The organism is Rhizobium sp. 3T7 (genome assembly GCF_020166565.1).
Taxonomy (GTDB): Bacteria; Pseudomonadota; Alphaproteobacteria; order Rhizobiales; family Rhizobiaceae; genus Rhizobium.
Genome location: NZ_JAIQXS010000010.1, coordinates 88,899 through 107,126, shown reverse-complemented (window position 1 = coordinate 107,126; position 18,228 = coordinate 88,899). Strand labels below are relative to the sequence as shown.

Sequence of the window (18,228 nt, the reverse complement as noted above, 5' to 3'; positions counted from 1 at the left end):
ATGCCCCGGCTGTTCAAGAAGTTCTTCGTGATAATCTGGCTGACGCTTGGCGCGTGTTTGGGCGCCATAATGCTGATCGCCTATTTCGTTCAGATATCCCCTTCTGCCGCGAAACTCGAACGTCAGAAGCGGGAAATCACGCTCAACCTGACCGAGGGCCTGCTTGCCAGGGATGGTGAAGAGGCTACTCAGCGCTTTGTTCGCACAAGCGAAATTGCGATGCCACTCGGTCTCGCGATTTCAAGGGCGACAGAATCCGGTGAATGCGCTCAGGGCGATACCGAAAAAACGAGAGCCATCCTGAAAGACGGGGTGTGCTATCGGATATCAGTGTCTGATCACGCTAGTTTCATTCCGGAAAGGCTCGCGCCGTTCATGCTCGGGTTCGCCATCTTGATGTCGAGCATGATATCGGCAGCCGCTCTGGCCCGATATCTCATTCGTCCCGTCGAACACCTTCGCGATGGTCTGAGTGCGCTTGCTCACGGTCGCTTTGACGTTCGAATCGCGGACAAAATGGCTGGGCGAAAGGACGAGGTCACTGCACTTGCGCACGATTTCGATTCCACCGCCGCGCGGTTGGAGGAACTCCAGGCGGCGCAGCAGCGGCTCTTCCACGACGTGTCCCATGAACTCCGCTCGCCGCTGTCCCGTTTGCAGGCTGTCGTGGGTGTCCTTCGGCAGAGTCCGGCAAAGCTCGATGCCATGCTGGATCGCATGGACAGGGAAGTTGAACGGCTCGATGTGTTGGTCGGCGAAGTTTTGACCCTTGCGAGGCTGACGGCCAGTTCCAGCCTCCCGCTCAAGACGCAGACCCTGGACGTCATTGACCTACTGAGCGAGATACTGGGCGACGCGGCATTCGAAGCTCAGGCACGTAATGTCTCAGTCATAACTAGCGTGGACGGTAGCTTTCTCGCCGATGTCGAGGGCGAACTGATCTATAGGGCGCTCGAAAACGTCATCCGCAACGCCGTGAAGTATACCGCTGACCACTCCCGAATTTATGTGCAATGCGAGAAGACAGCCGCCCTTCTCAAGGTCTGTGTTATTGATCAAGGGCCGGGTGTTCGGCGAGACGAATTGGAGCGAATCTTCCAACCGTTCTCCCGTGGAAACGATGCCGTGCCAAGAGGCGGGTACGGACTGGGCCTTGCAATCGCCAGACAGGCTATCGAACGCCATGGCGGGCGGGTGTACGCATCGCTGCCGGATGCTGGCGGTTTGGCCATCACCATCGATCTTCCCCGAAAACCAACGATATAATTTCCCGCACCCTGATACGAGGCATGTAGCCGGGCGGCATGCGTGGAGGCTGCTTTGGAGAAGCCCACGTAAACCGGTCGAAAGCTCCCTAACCGCAAGTTTTACCCAACTTTACATTGGCTTTACCGCCATTAACGCTCGCATCGCTAAATCTGAACCGACATTCCTCGATTCAGAAGATTCGCAAAATGCCCTTTCGGTCTAAACTATATGAAATGCCCCCGCGGGCCGCGCTTTGCGTTGTCCTGGTGTCATCCGTTTCCGGCTGCACAAGCATACCCTTAGGTGAAGGTGCATCGCTTGGTTCCTATGCAGGAATGACTACGTCCGGAGGCACCCTGACCAAGGCGAAATTGCGAGTGGAGGCGGCACCAGTCCTAGCCGCACGGACTGCCCGCATCGTGCCGACGTCGGTGCAACTACGCGGTGGTAGCACGTTCGACTCCAAAGATTTGGCGCTCGTCTCCAACACGATTGATCGGACGCTTTGTACCGGCCTTAGCGACCGTTTCGAAATCGTAGGTCCGAATCAGTCGGCGGATCTCGTCGTGCACGCAACAGTCACCAATATTATCGCCACGAACCAAACTGCAGCGGCCGGCTCCACTGTCGCATCGATCGGTGCAACAGTGGCGCTTCCTGTTCCGATCCCGAGGCTTCCAATCGGCCTCGGCGGTTTGGCTGTCGAAGCGGAGGCGGTCGGCTCGGACGGGTCACAGAAGGCAGCTATGCTGTGGTCGCGCGGAGCGAACATGATCACGACAAGGGCTCGGGTGTCTGAGGTCGGGGATGCATACTCCCTCTCCTCAGCTTTCGCCTCCGATTTCAGCCGTATGTTGGTCAAAGGCCGGGACCCGTTCAAGGGAATGCCGTCGATGCCGTCGATGCAAAGGATAAATGCATCGCTTGGCGGCAAACCGAAATACGACGCCTGCACGGCATTCGGAAGGGCACCCGGCGTGACGGGAGCGGTCGCCGGACGGCTCGGTCTGCCGCCGCGTTGGACCGATAAGGGTGCGACGGCTCCCCAATAAAGACAAAGACACAAATCGCGCCGCATGTTCGCTATGCGGCGCCTGCTACGCTTCAAAGAAAAAGGACATCATCATGAAAGCATATCTAAGGCTTACGGCGGCTGTGGGCGCCATTCTTGTCTCGATCCCCGCCTTTGGCGCAGAACAGAACTATCTGCCGGTTGAGAAAGCGGCCGTCATTCTCGCCGATGGTACTCCTTGGTCGGCCGATGCGCCGAATGGCAGAAGCTTCAAACTCACCCTGAACAAGGACGGCACCGGAAGCATTCGTGGGCCGCTGCCTATTCCGTTGTCCACCACGTGGGCGGTCAAAGGCGATGCACTGTGCATCTCCAACAGGATGATCTCAAAGTGCCTTCGATTTACCGAAATCCCTCGCGGGTTTCAGGGTTGGGAAGATGGCAAACTGGACCTGAAGATCAGCCGCTAGAACTTCAGACAAATCTTACGTGAGCAGAAGCAACGCTGTACTTGCAACGCCTATGCCGCAGACTAGGACAACCGCTATGGTGCAATCTGATATGCAGCGTGTCGTGATCATGACCGGTGCCACAAGCGGGTTCGGCGCACGCACCCTTGAAGTCATCTCCACGCAGCCCAACACAAGGGTCATCATCGGTGCCCGTGGAAGCGGCCGAACCGCGCCGCCTGGTGTCGAAATCATACCGCTCGACCTTGAGTCACTTACGAGCGTCCGGGAATTCGCCCATGCGGTCAGGCGACAGCTTGGCGATACCCGTATCGACATTCTGCTCCTCAATGCCGGCATCCGTGGTTCCGATGCCGGACAACGGAGCGCGGAGGGCTACGGGCTGACGTTCGCGGTCAATCACCTTGCTCATTATCTGCTGGCCCGGCTCTTGCTGCCGTGCATTACCGACGGCGGCCGCCTGGTGATCACTTCGAGCAACATGCATAATCCCCCGATCAAGCGGATCGCGCCCAAGAAACTCGACTTGGAGGAATGGGCGCACCCAACCGAAAACGGCTCCGGCACGGGCATACGCTCCTACGTGGTGTCGAAGCTGTGCAACCTCATGACTGCGCTATCTTTCGCTCGACTGGAAGAAGTGAAGGCACGCCAGATCAGCGTAATTGCATTCAATCCGGGACTTACAGGCGGTGTTTCGGGTCGGGATGCTTCGGCATTGCAGAAGACGTTTTTCTGGTTGCTCGCCCACACGATCTTTCCCCTGGTCGGGCTGTTCCGACCGGAGTTCGTCATGAATACACCCGACCATTCGGGCAAGAAGCTCGCTGACGTCGCGGTAGGGACAATCGTTCCACCTCCCGGCCGGATCTACGTCTCGCTGCTCAAAGGCAAACCGACATTCCCCGATCCTTCAGAGCTGGCGCGAAACCGGGAGGCTCAAGACCGGTTATGGTGCGAGAGCGCAGTCATGGTCGGACTGCCGATTGACCTCGATCAATAATTTAATCCGGGATCGGATAAGAACCGCCTGCGGCTTTCCGATCACCTCGCTTAACAAGCGGCTACCAACGAGACGCTCATGAGAATTGCAGTAATAGGTGCAACCCGCGGAGTTGGTTTGGCTTTGACGCAAGCGGCGCTCGCAGAAGGGTATGATGTCACTGTACTCGTTCGTATGCCGAGCCGCATGCCAGTTAGCCATACGCGTTTGCGTATCGTCGTGGGGGATGCGCAGGACTCAGGTGCCATCGAGAAGGCGGTGGAGGGGCAGGACGTCGTCTGTGATTGCCTGGGCACGACCAGTGTCTTGAGGAAGATACCGATGTTCTCCCGCTGCGCGGAGCAGCTTTCGAAGGCTCTGAAGCCCGAACAGTTGCTCATCGCAGTAACCGGCATGGGTACGGGCGACAGCAGAGGGCACGGAAGCTGGCTGTATGATCGCCTGTTTTTGCCCCTTGTCCTGGGCAGAATGTACGCCGACAAGGATCGACAGGAGCGTATTATCAAGCGAAATATCGCTCGCTGGATCATCGTCCGCCCTGGCTTCTTGAATAACGGCCCATGCACAGGCCGGTATCGTGCGCTTACCGATCTGCGGAACATCCATGGCGGCAGGATTTCACGCGCCGACGTTGCCCATTTCATGCTCTCGCAAGCCAAGTCGCCTCAGTTCGTTGGTCAGACGCCCTTGCTGATATGTTGACGAGGACGGAAGATCCTACGGCGAAAGCGTAAGCGGGGTACGAGGAAGCCTCATTGCCCCAGCCGGTTATATTGGCCGATGGATCAACTGTGCTGATCGCGATTTTTTACCCAACTTTACACTGCCTTTACCGCGATTAACGCTGGGATTGCTAAGCCTGAACCCACGATCCTAGCTTGGAAATATAGTAATGGTCTCGCGGCTTCAGCAACTTGAAAAGCGTCCACAGGCAAACTTTGGGTGGTCCTCTTCATCCGCCAGTTTTGGTGGGTGACGAGCGATGGATCCGATCGGAACTCTTATCCCGTGGATTGCTACCTATGGAGTGGTTGCCCTGGTAGGGGCAACGTTCCTCGAGCGCCTGATTCCTTTTCTGCCGTCCTACGTGCTGCTCGTGATGATTGGAATGGGGGCGGCCGAGGGATATTTTTATCTCCCTGCCGCTCTCGCGCTGGCTACAGCCGGCAGCGTTCTAGGTTGTTTGCTAGTCTATGCGGCCGGCACCGCAATGGGCGAGAACCGATCCCGTAACTTGCTCGAAAGATTGGCGCGACTCGTCGGCGTATCTTCAGCCAGATTCCTCCGATGGCTCGAACGGTTCCGAGCGAATGAGCATTCGTTTGCCTTAGGCGCCCAAATGATTCCGACCATTCGGCTGATCTCTCCCGGAATTTCAGGGCTTTTACGAACGAATTTCTGGCCCTTTCTTGGCGCGACTACTCTCGGCGCAGGCCTATGGAATGCTACTTTCATCGGTGCTGGATACGCTGCGGCATCTGGCGCCGACGACATGAATGCGTCACTTCTGGCAATCAAGACTCTGGTCGCACTCGTGGTTGTTGAGGGGGCGCTCGTTATTGTATGGCGTGTGGGAGTCATACGCCGCGTTGCGCGGAAAAAGAACAATAAAGAAAAAGCCCCCGAAAACCGTCAATCAGGTGATTTACTCCCGTTTTTTCGCGCTTGGCTCACCGATCCATTGCGTATCGCAGCCGTCTCTCCATCGAGCAACTCCCTCGCAGAGCTGATAACGAGCGAGATCACCATCGACTCCTCCCCCGTAATCGAACTCGGTGCGGGAACTGGTGCATTCACGCGAGCACTCATCAAGCGCGGTGTGCCGGAGGACGGGTTAATCCTTGTCGAGTCTGACATCGAATTTTCGAGACTGCTTGGTCGACGTTTTCCAGGTGCACAGATCCTGTCGATGGATGCCGCTCGGCTGGGGCATATCGAGATGAACCTTTTGTGCCCAGCAGGTGCCGCGGTGAGCGGTCTACCGCTTCTCTCAATGCCGCCCAAAGAGGTCATAGCAATTCTCGAAGCCATTTTCGATCGACTGCATCCCCACGGCGCTTTTTATCAGTTCACCTACAGCCTGCGCTGCCCGATCGCACGCCCAATTCTCGATCGGCTGGGGCTTAAAGCCGTGCGGATCGGAGGCACACTTGTCAACCTGCCGCCGGCTTCAGTCTATCGCATCACGCGGCGCGCCCCGCGCGTGACACGTAGTGCGAAGCGGTAAAGATTCGAGAACCTATGCTTTCGACAGCGCAGCTTTCAAATTGGCAAACGCCTCGTTCAGGTGGTCGGCAAGCGGCCGCTCCCCTTGCCCTTCTATCCAACTGTCAATGGCAAGGCGTAGCGCGCCAACCGACACCATCGCCACCACTCGCAACCCCATTTGCCGCGCGGCCTGTGGGCGGAGTTCACACAAAGCTTCGTATGTGGCCTGCTCCATCTGTAGATATTTGGTCTGGTTGCTCGCACGAAGCTGTTCATTTGAGCGAAGGATACGATCGATGGCAAGGGCTTGTCCGGCGTCGAAATTCGCTATCAGTTTCAGATGGGCGTTGCGGACAACATCCAGTAGGGGCTGATCCGCTGGTTCTGCCAGAACGGCGGCGCGAAAGGCTTCTGGCAGACCTTTTTGCCAAGCGGCAAGAATCTCCTCTTTCGACGCGAAGTAGTAAAAGAATGTCCGCCGCGAGATGCCGGCAGCCTCCGCGATCGCATCCAACGTTGTCGCCTCGTATCCGTGGGCAGCAAACAGCCGTAGCGCTGAATCGGCTATGCGCTGAAGCGTCTCGCGACGCTTCCTTTCGCGCCAGCCTTCCTGTTTTGTTCGATCCTGTTTCATTCCTTGAGCCGTATCATCAATCTCACTCATTGTAAAACTACACTTAGTGTAATATATAGCTGGACGAAATCGATGCCCATAAACGTAAAGAAGATCAAAGCGCGAGTCATAACGGTGGTTCTCGGACTTTGCATGCTTTCTTGCGTTGGTTGTACGGCAGCACCGGAGCGAAAAATGTCAGACCACTTTGACGGAAAGAAATTCTTTAACCCTACGCTCGCTGAACAGTTTTCGCCCGGCTTCTCAGATGTGTTGACCATGATGAGAGAAGGTCGGGCCAAATGGCCTGAAGCAGTTGAAAACCACGGGATTGCCCGGCTTCATGAAAAACTCGAAGCGGATGACATGGCACTTACCTTTGTCAACCACGCAACGTTTTTAATTCAATTGCCTGGGTTGAATATCCTCACCGATCCCGTTTGGTCGAACCGAGCGAGCCCTGTGAGCTGGGTCGGGCCAAAACGCGTAAGAGCTCCTGGGATCAAGCTGGAAGATCTTCCGAAGGTGGACGTGATTGTCATCAGTCACAATCATTATGACCATCTTGATATTAAGACGCTGAAGAAGCTTAACGAGCTATTTTCACCGAGAGTTATCGTTCCAATTGGTGATAAAGCCCTAGTAGAATCTATTGGCATAAAGAATGTACAAGAGCTCGATTGGTGGGAAACTGTCGAGATCAACGCCGACATACAAATCACTTTCACGCCGACTCAACATTCATCAGCGCGCATTCTCTTTGATAAGGATCGAAGCCTTTGGGGAAGTTATTTCATAAAAAACCGAGGGCGGAGCGTCTATTTCGGAGGGGATTCGGGATACTCGACCCACTACACCGAGATTAAAACTCGCCTTGGCGCTCCTGACATTGCGCTTCTAGGTATCGGCTCCTACGCGCCTCGCGGATTTATGAAACCAGTCCACATGGACCCTGCGGAAGCTGTCACTGCGCATAAGGATCTGGGAGCGAAATTGAGCATTGGCATGCACTTTGGAACTTTCCAACTTGCGGCAGAAGCTTTTGACGAACCTCAGGCGAACCTCAAAGAAGCTTTGGAGGAACAAGGGCTCGCACAAGACAACTTTATCACTCTTCATGAGGGTGAAACCAGAATCTACAAAAGGATCCGGAATAACAAGGCCGCTCTGGAAACAAGGCCGCTCTCTGAGGTCTATTAATGATGCGCCGGTCAGCAGGTAGACTCTCTAAGAGGGGGGCGACACCGGCTATACTGGGTACTCGTATTCCGATGGCGTCTCTGATTCAAGCGCTGGCAGTCGCGGAATATCTGAGTTTCCGCCACGCCGCTACTGCCCTTGGCATCAGTCAATCAAGCGTCAGCGCACGGATTCGGGCACTAGAAGAGGAGCTTGGCGTGCAGCTTTTCGAGCGGAATACCCGAGGAGTTCGCCTGACTGCAGCCGGACAGCACTTCATCGAACGAGTGAGAGCCGGCATTGATCACCTTGATCACGCGGTGAAGACTGCCAACATGATTGCATGCGGCGAAAAGGGAACACTTTGTATCGGTGTCCACGCTCTTTTGCCGGGAGGATTTCTCGATCTGCTCCTGGAACGGTTTTCCCGCGAGTATAATAATATCCGTCTGCATGTCGTTGAGGGCACTGCGCGCGACACGCAGGTCCAAGTTAGAGAGGGTAAGCTCGACATCGCCTTTGTGGCCGGAACCTACGAGCTTCCCGATCTACACACCCGCGCGATCTGGCGGGACCGCGTGATGATCGCACTTCCGGCAACGCATTCCCTCGCAGAAGGGCAGGACGTTGTTTGGTCCCAACTTGCTGCAGAGACCTTTCTCGTCCGCTGCGGCGGAAATGGTCAGCAGGTTCAAGACCTTATTGCCGCTCGATCTGAGGGCCGCTGGCCGATGCCGGCTATTTTACGCTTGAATGTCGGTCGTGTTTCCCTGCTGTCGATGATCGCCAGAGGCCACGGGATTTCTGTATTCGCGGAGGAAAATGCGGTGATTGCGCCGCCGGGTGTGGTTTTTCTTCCGGTTCGTGACGAACTCGAACCAGTCGCGCTTTCGGCAGTTTGGTCTCCCAGCAATCGTAGCCCGGCGTTGAAGAATCTACTCCATCTTGCGGTTGAGCTGAACAGAGACGCATCACGAACTGATCCGACCTCTCGCCGACCTGTGCTCAGCAACGGCCACGGAGCAATCCGTCCTAATTGTACGCCATAGTATCCGATAGCTCTCTCACGCCATCTTTGATGTTGCTTTCGCAAAACCCCCATTCTCTGATCGGCTCCGACATTTTTGCCGATTGGAGACTGTATGCGTGGAGGCCGGATTCTTTGGGGTCAGATCGCCGTTGTCTTGACCATCGTTCTCATCATAATCTGGACGGCGACCCAATGGACCGCATGGCGTCTCGGGTTTCAGCCGCAGCTCGGTAGGCCATGGTTCGAGCTGGCGGGTCTGCCCGTCTATTATCCGCCCGTGTTCTTCTGGTGGTGGTTCTCCTACGACGCCTACGCGCCCGCTGTCTTTACCGAAGGCGCGATCATCGCCGCGTCCGGCGGCTTCATCGCCATCGCCGCCGCCATCCTCATGTCGATCATCCGGTCGCGCGAGGCCCGCAACGTCGCGACCTACGGTTCGGCGCGCTGGGCCGAGGACAAGGAAATCCGTAGCGCCGGCCTGCTCGGACCCGATGGCGTCTTGCTCGGCCGCTATGATCGCGACTACCTACGCCATGACGGCCCCGAGCATGTGCTTTGCTTCGCCCCGACCCGATCGGGCAAGGGCGTCGGCCTCGTCGTGCCGACGCTGCTGACCTGGTCGGGAAGCTGCATCGTCCACGATATCAAGGGCGAGAACTGGACGCTGACAGCGGGCTTTCGCTCCCGCCATGGCCGCGTGCTGCTGTTCGATCCGACCAATGCCCGATCGTCTGCCTACAATCCGCTGCTGGAGGTCCGGCAAGGAGAATGGGAAGTCCGAGATGTTCAGAACATCGCCGATATTCTGGTCGATCCTGAAGGGTCGTTGGACAAGCGCAATCATTGGGAAAAAACCTCTCATTCGCTGCTGGTCGGCGCGATCATGCATGTTCTCTATGCCGAGCCCGACAAGACGCTGGCCGGTGTCGCCAATTTCCTCTCCGATCCGCGCCGCCCTGTGGAAGCGACCCTCCGCGCCATGATGGACACGCCGCATCTCGGCGAGGCGGGCGTGCATCCCGTGATCGCGTCATCCGCGCGCGAGTTGCTGAACAAATCCGACAACGAACGCTCCGGCGTGCTCTCGACCGCCATGTCGTTCCTCGGCCTTTACCGCGATCCCGTCGTCGCCCGCGTTACGGCGCGCTGCGACTGGCGCATCGCCGACCTCGTCGGCGGCAAGAAGCCGGTCAGCCTCTATCTCGTTGTCCCGCCATCTGACATCAACCGCACCAAGCCGCTCATTCGTCTGATCCTCAATCAGATCGGCAGGCGGTTGACGGAGGAACTGAACAAGCCTGGTAAACGTCATCGGCTGCTGTTGATGCTGGACGAGTTTCCAGCATTGGGCCGGCTCGACTTCTTCGAAACCGCGCTCGCGTTCATGGCCGGCTACGGCCTCAAGAGCTTCCTAATTGCGCAGAGCCTCAACCAGATTGAGCGCGCCTATGGGCCTAACAACGCCATTCTTGATAACTGCCATGTGCGCGTAAGCTTCGCCACCAACGACGAACGCACGGCCAAGCGCGTGTCCGATGCGCTTGGCACGGCGACCGAGCTGCGCGATTCCACCAACTATGCCGGCCACCGGCTCGCTCCGTGGCTTGGTCATCTCATGGTGTCGCGACAGGAGACGGCGCGGCCACTGCTGACACCCGGCGAGATCATGCAGCTTCCGTCCACCGACGAAATCGTCATGGTGGCGGGGACGCCTCCAATCCGCGCTACCAAGGCCCGCTACTTCGAGGATGCGCGACTACAGGAGCGCATCTTGACGCCGCCAGAGTTAGCGACTGTTTCCGCAAACGCTGCCGCCTCGGATGATTGGTCCAATCGCGTGGTTGCGGCGGCAAGCCGAGCAAGCAGTACTGTCGCCGACGATGCAAGTGGCGACCCCGCCAATGCCGGCCTCCGCCGCGAGCCCGAATTGCCCGAGCATGAGGAGATCGTCCTACCGCCAACGTCGCCCGCGCAGGAGTTCGAACTCCTGGACGACGAGCCCGATGTCGACGCTGCCAAGGCTAATGCCATGCGGGCGCGGATGCGCATGGTCGCACGGCAAGCGTCGCTGGATCCCGGCGACGGCATCGAGCTTTGAGGGAACGCTGATGACAACGCGAACCCGCATGAATGTCTATTTTGACCCGGCCTTGCTGAAACAGGTGGAAGCGCTGGCGCTGCGCCGGAACATCTCGAAGTCTGCCATCGTCGAGGCGGCGGTCGCATCCTTCCTGTCGGGCGATACTAACGAGAGATTGGAAGCGGCCATATCGCGCCGGCTGGATAGGCTCGGCCGCCAGATCGACACGCTCGATGAAGATCTTGCCGTGCTCGGCGAAGCTGTCTCGCTGTTCATCCGCTTCTGGCTGACCGTCACGCCGCCGCTAACCGAAACGGCCCAACCCTCGGCGCGCGCGAAGGGTACGGAACGTTTTGAAGGATTCATGCAATCGCTCGGCAAGCGTCTGGCGACGGGCGACAGGTTACTGAAAGAGCTGTCACGGGATATCGATTCAAGAAAGTTCCCGACACAACCCGGATCAAATCATCATGAAACCTGAAATCAATCAGACAGGCTGCGCCGCATCTCTGATAACAAATACTAAGAAGAACGAGCTTGTAGGTATCGATTACGCAGATGCACGGTAGTCTGATCAATGCTCGGATATACGGTCGTTGCATTGATGTTGATGCTATCGAGTTGGGTCAGAATGTGCTGCTTGTTTGTGATCGTCACGCGAGCGATCTCGATTCCTTCCTCGCCAGCTTCCGGAAGGGTCGCCTCGTGCCCGAAGAGCAGAAAGGCGCCAGACTGTGATTTGATGCGCGTGTTAGTTCGCTTGGCTTTCACGCACATGATAGCTCCTAGGTCGTCGGGAAGAATGCGTCCTTCAAAATATCCCTTCTCCGACCGGATGTGATGAAGGAGCCTCTGGGCAACGTCCAACTGGTTGAACGCGCCGGTCTCCAGCGTCAAATCTAGTTCACCTTTTTGAGCATAGGTTAGGTTCGATAGATTGGCCAGGCAGCTTACCGTATCGGAATCATAGTATTTTACCTTCTCGGAACCGATACGGAAGATAATCACCTCGCCATCGGCCTCCTGCGCTTGGCCATTGCCATAGCAAGCAAAAAAAAGCGCGACGAGCGGATTACTGGAGATATCGAGAAGCCGTGTCGGCAGGCCGTAGTGCTGCATCCGCACGAGGCGATCGAAGCAATACTGGTCGCCTTGGAACTCGTCATAGTGGCCTATTAGCAACTCCTTGCAGAGTCGATCCTCGTGCGGCACGTACTGCCATGCGCCGTCTGGCCACTTCCGCAACAACGAGGGCGTCAGTTCGAAGTTCGCATCCTCATGGCCTCGAAAGAAGTTCTCTGTGGATGCTATGGCGGGGAGAGCATAGAGATGCGCCAGAAATGCCTCGACGCTGTTAGCGCTTCCGATGATCTTCTTGGTGCGCGGCGGAGGCTCCGCTGCAACGGCGATGCCGTTCTGTGCAAGAATCTGTTCGATTGCCCCTTGTTGCTCAGGGCGAAATTGCGCCAACTTGGCCAGCACGTCCCTCGCATCGCCTTCCCGGACCGCCCAATGCGTGCGGTACAGTTGGAAACCGTCGGCACCGAACACCTCACGCGCTTGGTCGACATCTGCGAATTGCACCTCGCCGAAATCGAGGATCGTATGGAACTGCGTCGAAACTTCCTTTTTGTCGACTTCCGTCCCGTTTATCCAGCCGTATTTGATCAGCATCGAGCACGAATTCGTAGAGCGAGCGATCTCGCTGCAAAGGAACGATGGCAGTTTTTCAAGGAATTCTATCGATGTTGGGCCGAGGTCTTCTAACCTCTTTTCGATGTCCGTTGGCGTATATTCGAACATGCGTCCCCGCCCCATCGAGAGGTCGACGTCCGTTCCGTCCAGAAAGTCCCAATTGCCAAATGAAATATAATTGAAATTCTCAGACATACGGCATCGTCCTCCTGGCAGGCAACAACGGTGATCCCTCAGATCACCCTTAACGCTGCGACCGCAGTGTCAAATGTATGAACACCGACGTACTGACGCAGTGCTCAACACAATCATGATGAGCCTTGCACCGAGCTGGCGTCGCCACCCGTCCTATTCGCCGCCGACCGCCGCCCATGCCCGCACGCGCCCAGATACTTGTTGAACCGACCCGATTTCACGCTCTTTTAATCATCCCCAATTGGGGAGCGTTCTGTTGCGTCCCCTCGGATTTTGGGGACAGCATGACAAACAATTCTCATCAGAAACCGGAGGCGATCCAGCGCGGCGCGCGTATGTTGCGCTCCGCGCTCGGGACGGCCATCGCGCGTTTTCTGGAAGACCCCGCTATCGTTGAGGTGATGCTGAACCCGGACGGGCGCATCTGGGTCGACCGTCTCTCCGAAGGACTGTCCGACACCGGCGAGATGCTGTCGGCGGCCGATGGCGAGCGTATCGTACGCCTTGTCGCGCATCATGTCGGCGCCGAGGTTCACGCCCGATCCCCGCGCGTCTCCGCCGAGCTGCCTGAAACCGGCGAGCGGTTCGAGGGGCTGTTGCCGCCTGTCGTTGCAACGCCAGCCTTCGCCATCCGCAAGCCCGCCGTTGCCGTCTTCACGCTCGATGACTATGTGGCTGCTGACATCATGTCCGCCGCTCAGGCTGCGACGCTACGCACGGCCGTCGCATCGCGCGCCAACATACTCGTTGCTGGCGGCACCTCGACCGGAAAAACCACGCTCACCAATGCGCTGCTCGCCGAGGTGGCGAAGAGTGCGGATCGCGTCGTCATCATCGAGGACATACGCGAGCTGCAATGTGCAGCACCCAATGTTGTCGCCATGCGGACCAAGGACGGTGTGGCGACGCTTTCCGATCTTGTCCGGTCCTCTCTGCGCCTCCGGCCCGACCGCATCCCCATCGGTGAGGTGCGGGGAGCCGAAGCGCTCGATCTGCTCAAAGCCTGGGGGACTGGCCATCCCGGCGGTATCGGCACCATCCATGCCGGCACGGGCATCGGTGCGCTTCGCCGGCTCGAACAGCTGATTCAGGAAGCCGTCGTCACGGTCCCACGCGCTCTGATCGCCGAGACCATCGACCTCGTTGCTGTCCTCGCCGGGCGTGGTTCGTCGCGCCGGCTGGCCGAGCTTGCCCGCGTCGAGGGACTGGGGCCAGACGGCGACTACTGCATCACCCCCGCAACCACCCTGAATGGAGGAACAGAATGATGTCGCCTGGCATTCTGAATGTGTTCAACCCACCGATCCTGTCGACTTTACCGCTTCAGGCAAAGGCTTCATCCGGCTCCATCCTGCGCGGCGACCGAAAGCGCCTCGTCAATTTGACAGCGCTTTTCACCGTCATGATGCTGGCGGCCACGCCGCCGGCTTACGCGTCCGGTTCGTCCATGCCGTGGGAGGAGCCACTTCAACAAATCCTCCAGTCGATCGAGGGACCAGTCGCGAAAATCGTGGCGGTGATCATCATTATCGCCACGGGCTTGGCGCTCGCCTTCGGTGATACTTCAGGGGGCTTCCGCCGTCTGATCCAGATTGTCTTCGGGCTGTCGATCGCCTTTGCGGCTTCGAGCTTCTTCCTCTCGTTCTTCTCGTTCGGCGGCGGGGTGCTTGTCTGATGGCGGCCCTTCTCGAACAGCTTGATGCCGTACCGGGCTTTACAGTCCCCGTCCACCGAGCGCTGACCGAACACATCCTGCTCGGCGGCGCGCCGCGCTCCATCGCCATCCTGAATGGCACGCTGGCCGGGGCCGTTGGCCTCGGCCTGCGTCTGTGGCTGGTCGGGCTCGCTATCTGGGCCATCGGTCATTTCGCGGCGGTATGGGCCGCCAAACGCGATCCGCTCTTTGTCGAAGTCGGGCGCAGGCACCTGCGCATCCCCGGCCATCTCGCGGTCTGAGGGAGGCCCGCCCCATGATGAACCTTGCCGAATATCGTCGCACCGCCATCCGCCTTGCCGACTATCTGCCCTGGGTCGCGCTGGTCGCCGAAGGCGTCTTGCTGAACAAGGATGGCTCGTTTCAGCGCACCGCGAAATTTCGCGGTCCTGATCTCGATTCCGCCGTCGCTGCCGAGCTGGTTGCCGTCGCGAGCCGCATCAACAATGCCTTCCGCCGTCTCGGTTCCGGCTGGAGCATCTTTGTCGAGGCGCAGCGCTACAACGCTGCGACCTATCCAGCGAGCCAGTTTCCCGATCCGGCTTCCGGCCTGGTCGATGCCGAGCGCAAGGCTGATTTCGAGGAAACCGGCGCGCATTTCGTGTCCGGCTACTATCTGACCTTCCTCTATCTGCCGCCTGCTGACGAAGCGGCTCGCGCCGAGACCTGGCTTTACGAGGGACGTGAGCGCACCAGCGTCGATTCGAACGAGATCGTGCGCGCCTTCACGGATCGCACCGACCGCGTGTTGGCACTGCTCGACGGCTTCATGCCGGAATGCGCGTGGCTCGATGACAGCGAAACGCTGACCTACCTGCATTCCACCGTCTCGACCAAACGCCATCGTGTCCGCGTTCCCGAAACCCCGGTCTATCTCGACGCGCTGCTGGCAGACCAGCCGCTGACGGGCGGACTGGAGCCGCGCCTCGGGGCTGAGCATCTGCGCATCCTCACCATCATCGGCTTTCCGACCGCGACGACGCCCGGACTACTCGACGATCTTAACCGGCTGGCGTTCCCGTATCGGTGGAGCACCCGTGCGATCCTTCTCGACAAGACCGACGCAACGAAGCTGCTGACGAAAATCAGGCGGCAATGGTTCGCGAAGCGCAAGTCGATCGCCGCCATCCTTAAGGAAGTCCTGACCAACGAGGCATCCGCCCTCGTGGACACGGATGCCGCGAATAAGGCGGCTGACGCCGACACGGCCTTGCAAGAGCTGGGCGCCGATGTCGCGGGTATGGCCTATGTCACCGCGACGATCGCGGTGTGGGACGCCGATCCGCGTCTAGCCGAGGAGAAGTTGCGCCTAGTCGAGAAAGTGATTCAGGGCCGCGATTTCACGGCCATGGTCGAGACCGTCAACGCAGTGGACGCATGGCTCGGCAGCTTGCCCGGCCACGCTTACGCCAATGTCCGCCAGCCGCCCATCTCGACACTCAATCTCGCCCACATGATTCCGCTTTCCGCCGTGTGGGCGGGGCCGGAACGGGATGAGCATTTCGGCGCGCCCCCCTTGCTCAATGGCAAGACCGACGGCTCGACCCCGTTCCGGTTATCACTCCATGTTGGCGATGTCGGCCATACGCTCGTCGTCGGCCCAACTGGCGCAGGCAAATCCGTACTGCTCGCCCTAATGGCCTTGCAGTTCCGCCGCTACGAGCGGTCCCAGGTCTTCGCCTTCGACTTTGGCGGATCGATCCGAGCTGCGGCGCTCGCGATGGGCGGCGACTGGCACGACCTCGGGGGTGGCCTGACGGATGGGGCGGAATCGTCTGTCTCGCTCCAGCCGCTCGCTCGTATCGACGACAATTATGAGCGCGCCTGGGCTGCCGACTGGATCGTGGCGATCCTGATGCGCGAAGCTATCCAGATCACGCCGGAGGTTAAGGAGCATATCTGGACGGCATTGACCTCCCTTGCGTCCGCGCCAGTCGAGGAGCGGACCATCACCGGCCTTGCGGTCCTGCTCCAGTCCAATGACATCAAGCAGGCACTCCGGCCCTACTGTGTCGGCGGAGCCTATGGCCGGCTGCTCGACGCCGAGCTCGAACATCTCGGCTCTGCGGACGTGCAGGCGTTTGAGATCGAAGGGCTGGTCGGCACGGGGGCAGCGGCCGTCGTGCTGGCCTATGTGTTCCATCGCATCGGCGACCGGCTCGATGGGCGGCCGACCTTGCTTATCATCGACGAGGGCTGGCTTGCACTAGACGACGACGGATTCGCCAGCCAGCTCCGCGAATGGCTGAAAACGCTACGCAAGAAGAATGCTTCGGTCATCTTTGCCACGCAATCGCTCTCCGATATCGACAATTCGGCAATAGCGCCGGCGATCATCGAAAGCTGCCCGACACGGCTCTTGTTGCCGAACGAACGCGCGATCGAGCCGCAGATTACCGCGATCTATCGCCGCTTCGGCCTCAATGACCGCCAGATCGAAATCCTCGCGCGCGCGACGCCCAAGCGGGACTATTATTGCCAGTCGCGGCCCGGCAACCGCCTGTTCGAGCTGGGCTTGTCGGAAGTCGGCCTCGCACTATGCGCCGTTTCCTCCAAATCCGACCAATCGTTGATCGCCAGCCTCATCGCCGAACACGGCCGCGCAGGCTTCCTCGCCGCATGGCTTCGCGCCCGCGACATCGGCTGGGCGGCAGACCTCATCCCGAATTTCACGACGCTCATCCCCTCAGCCGAAAAGGACTCCCAATCATGACCATTCGTCATGTCCGCCCGCGCGCCGTCTTCATAGCCTCTACCATGCTCGCCGTTTCGCTCATGCTGGCGATGCCGGCACACGCGCAATTCGGACGGATCGTCTTCGACCCGTCGAACTACGCGCAAAACATCCTCACCGCAGCGCGCACGCTGGAGCAAGTCAATCATCAGATCACCAGCCTCCAGAACGAGGCGACCATGTTGATGAACCAAGCGCGCAATCTCGCGAGCCTGCCATTCTCGTCGCTCCAGCAGCTTCAACAGAACGTCCAACGCACACAGCAACTCTTGAGCCAGGCGCAGAATATCGCATTCGACGTACAGCGCGTCGACCAAGCGTTCCAGCAGCAATATGGCAATGTCTCGATGTCGGCGACCGACCAGCAGCTCGTCGCCGGTGCGCGCTCGCGCTGGGAGAATACGGTCGGCGGTTTGCAGGACGCCATGCGCGTGCAGGCCGGTGTTGTCGGCAACATAGACACCAACCGCATGCAGATGTCGGAGCTTGTCGGCCAAAGCCAGAACGCGACGGGCGCACTTCAGGCGACGCAGGCCGGCAACCAGCTTCTCGCCCTCCAGTCGCAACAGCTTTCCGATCTTGTTGCGGTTCTCGCCGCAAACGGTCGGGCGGGCACGCTGACAGAGGCCGAACGTGCTGCTGCTGCCCAACAAGGCCGCGAGCAGCGCCGCCGCTTCTTGACGCCGGGCAGCAGCTACACGCCCGGCAACGCACGAATGTTCAATACCGGCAACTGAGAGCCAGGGGGAGCACCGTCATGGACGGCAAGATGTTGGCCCGGATGGGCGCAATCATGTTCGTAGCTGTCGCCATCACGGCGGCCGCGATCGAAATGATCCGCAACGAAAGGGCCTTCCCGACCTCGCCGATGGGACTTCAACAACCCGAGCGCGATCCGCTGCGCGAAGGCCAGCGCCGGTGCCAGCAGCTTGGCCAGAAGGCCGCCGAGGACAGCGAATGCCTGCGCGTCTGGGCCGAGACACGCAATCGTTTTCTCGGCCGCACGCCCCCACCAACGTCGCCATCCCCCGGCGAAGGGCGGTGACG

At 58.9% G+C, this 18,228-nt stretch carries 18 protein-coding genes; 16 read left to right on the top strand and 2 right to left on the bottom strand.

What is annotated here, in order from left to right; all coding sequences use genetic code 11:
* The 6 genes from K9B32_RS16190 to K9B32_RS16165 all read left to right on the top strand — a co-directional run bounded on the left by K9B32_RS16190 (position 1) and on the right by K9B32_RS16165 (position 5,960).
* Positions 1–1,266, top strand: a complete 1,266-nt coding sequence (locus K9B32_RS16190; RefSeq protein WP_224563824.1) for a sensor histidine kinase — start codon at positions 1–3, stop codon at positions 1,264–1,266.
* Positions 1,267–1,454: 188 nt separating this feature from the next.
* Positions 1,455–2,300 (top strand): DUF3313 domain-containing protein, encoded by an 846-nt coding sequence (locus tag K9B32_RS16185; RefSeq protein WP_224563820.1) that lies wholly within the window; start codon positions 1,455–1,457, stop codon positions 2,298–2,300.
* The gene (locus K9B32_RS16180) at positions 2,281–2,730 is read left to right on the top strand and encodes a hypothetical protein (protein WP_224563818.1); all 450 of its coding nucleotides are present in this window, start codon (positions 2,281–2,283) and stop codon (positions 2,728–2,730) included. Before K9B32_RS16185 ends, K9B32_RS16180 begins: the two co-directional genes overlap by 20 nt.
* Before the next feature lie 76 nt (positions 2,731–2,806).
* A complete protein-coding gene (locus K9B32_RS16175; protein ID WP_224563815.1) occupies positions 2,807–3,733 on the top strand; it encodes an SDR family NAD(P)-dependent oxidoreductase in 927 nt (308 codons plus the stop codon).
* Between the two features lie 78 nt (positions 3,734–3,811).
* Positions 3,812–4,435 carry an SDR family oxidoreductase gene (locus K9B32_RS16170; protein WP_224563813.1) on the top strand — a complete coding sequence of 208 codons (624 nt, stop codon included), beginning with the start codon at positions 3,812–3,814 and terminating at the stop codon, positions 4,433–4,435.
* Positions 4,436–4,715: 280 nt separating this feature from the next.
* Positions 4,716–5,960 (top strand): VTT domain-containing protein, encoded by a 1,245-nt coding sequence (locus K9B32_RS16165; RefSeq protein WP_224563811.1) that lies wholly within the window; start codon positions 4,716–4,718, stop codon positions 5,958–5,960.
* A gap of 12 nt (positions 5,961–5,972) precedes the next feature.
* Here the strand turns inward: K9B32_RS16165 and K9B32_RS16160 are convergent, their stop codons facing one another.
* Entirely contained in the window at positions 5,973–6,605 is a 633-nt protein-coding gene (locus tag K9B32_RS16160; RefSeq protein WP_224563809.1) for a TetR/AcrR family transcriptional regulator, read from the bottom strand.
* A 144-nt stretch (positions 6,606–6,749) separates the two neighbouring features.
* Here K9B32_RS16160 and K9B32_RS16155 point away from each other — a divergent pair, with 144 nt between their 5' ends.
* From K9B32_RS16155 to K9B32_RS16140, 4 genes are all read left to right on the top strand, one after another.
* The gene (locus K9B32_RS16155; protein ID WP_224563808.1) at positions 6,750–7,754 is read left to right on the top strand and encodes an MBL fold metallo-hydrolase; all 1,005 of its coding nucleotides are present in this window, start codon (positions 6,750–6,752) and stop codon (positions 7,752–7,754) included.
* Positions 7,755–7,825: 71 nt separating this feature from the next.
* Complete coding sequence (locus tag K9B32_RS16150) at positions 7,826–8,782, top strand: LysR family transcriptional regulator (RefSeq protein ID WP_224563806.1); 957 nt, start codon at positions 7,826–7,828, stop codon at positions 8,780–8,782.
* 93 nt (positions 8,783–8,875) lie between these two features.
* Positions 8,876–10,861 (top strand): conjugal transfer protein TraG, encoded by a 1,986-nt coding sequence (locus tag K9B32_RS16145; protein WP_224563804.1) that lies wholly within the window; start codon positions 8,876–8,878, stop codon positions 10,859–10,861.
* A gap of 10 nt (positions 10,862–10,871) precedes the next feature.
* Positions 10,872–11,324: a CopG family transcriptional regulator gene (locus K9B32_RS16140; protein ID WP_224563801.1), complete on the top strand. Its 453-nt coding sequence runs from the start codon at positions 10,872–10,874 to the stop codon at positions 11,322–11,324.
* 41 nt (positions 11,325–11,365) lie between these two features.
* Here the strand turns inward: K9B32_RS16140 and K9B32_RS16135 are convergent, their stop codons facing one another.
* On the bottom strand, positions 11,366–12,733 hold the full coding sequence (locus K9B32_RS16135; RefSeq protein WP_224563797.1) for an FRG domain-containing protein: 1,368 nt from the start codon (positions 12,731–12,733) through the stop codon (positions 11,366–11,368).
* Positions 12,734–13,017: 284 nt separating this feature from the next.
* On the opposite strand from K9B32_RS16135, the gene trbB reads away from it, so the two are divergent.
* Genes trbB through trbK-alt form a run of 6 tightly spaced genes read left to right on the top strand, consistent with a single transcriptional unit; the run spans position 13,018 to position 18,226 of the window.
* Entirely contained in the window at positions 13,018–14,001 is a 984-nt protein-coding gene (gene trbB, locus K9B32_RS16130) for a P-type conjugative transfer ATPase TrbB (RefSeq protein WP_224563794.1), read from the top strand.
* Positions 13,998–14,408: a TrbC/VirB2 family protein gene (locus tag K9B32_RS16125; RefSeq protein ID WP_224563791.1), complete on the top strand. Its 411-nt coding sequence runs from the start codon at positions 13,998–14,000 to the stop codon at positions 14,406–14,408. The genes trbB and K9B32_RS16125 overlap by 4 nt, the downstream gene beginning before the upstream one ends.
* The gene (locus tag K9B32_RS16120) at positions 14,408–14,689 is read left to right on the top strand and encodes a VirB3 family type IV secretion system protein (RefSeq protein ID WP_224563788.1); all 282 of its coding nucleotides are present in this window, start codon (positions 14,408–14,410) and stop codon (positions 14,687–14,689) included. Before K9B32_RS16125 ends, K9B32_RS16120 begins: the two co-directional genes overlap by 1 nt.
* A 14-nt stretch (positions 14,690–14,703) precedes the next feature.
* Complete coding sequence (trbE, locus tag K9B32_RS16115; protein ID WP_224563786.1) at positions 14,704–17,160, top strand: conjugal transfer protein TrbE; 2,457 nt, start codon at positions 14,704–14,706, stop codon at positions 17,158–17,160.
* On the top strand, positions 17,157–17,918 hold the full coding sequence (gene trbJ / locus K9B32_RS16110; protein ID WP_224563785.1) for a P-type conjugative transfer protein TrbJ: 762 nt from the start codon (positions 17,157–17,159) through the stop codon (positions 17,916–17,918). Before trbE ends, trbJ begins: the two co-directional genes overlap by 4 nt.
* A 20-nt stretch (positions 17,919–17,938) precedes the next feature.
* Positions 17,939–18,226: a putative entry exclusion protein TrbK-alt gene (gene trbK-alt / locus K9B32_RS16105; protein WP_224563784.1), complete on the top strand. Its 288-nt coding sequence runs from the start codon at positions 17,939–17,941 to the stop codon at positions 18,224–18,226.
* Positions 18,227–18,228 lie beyond the last annotated feature (2 nt).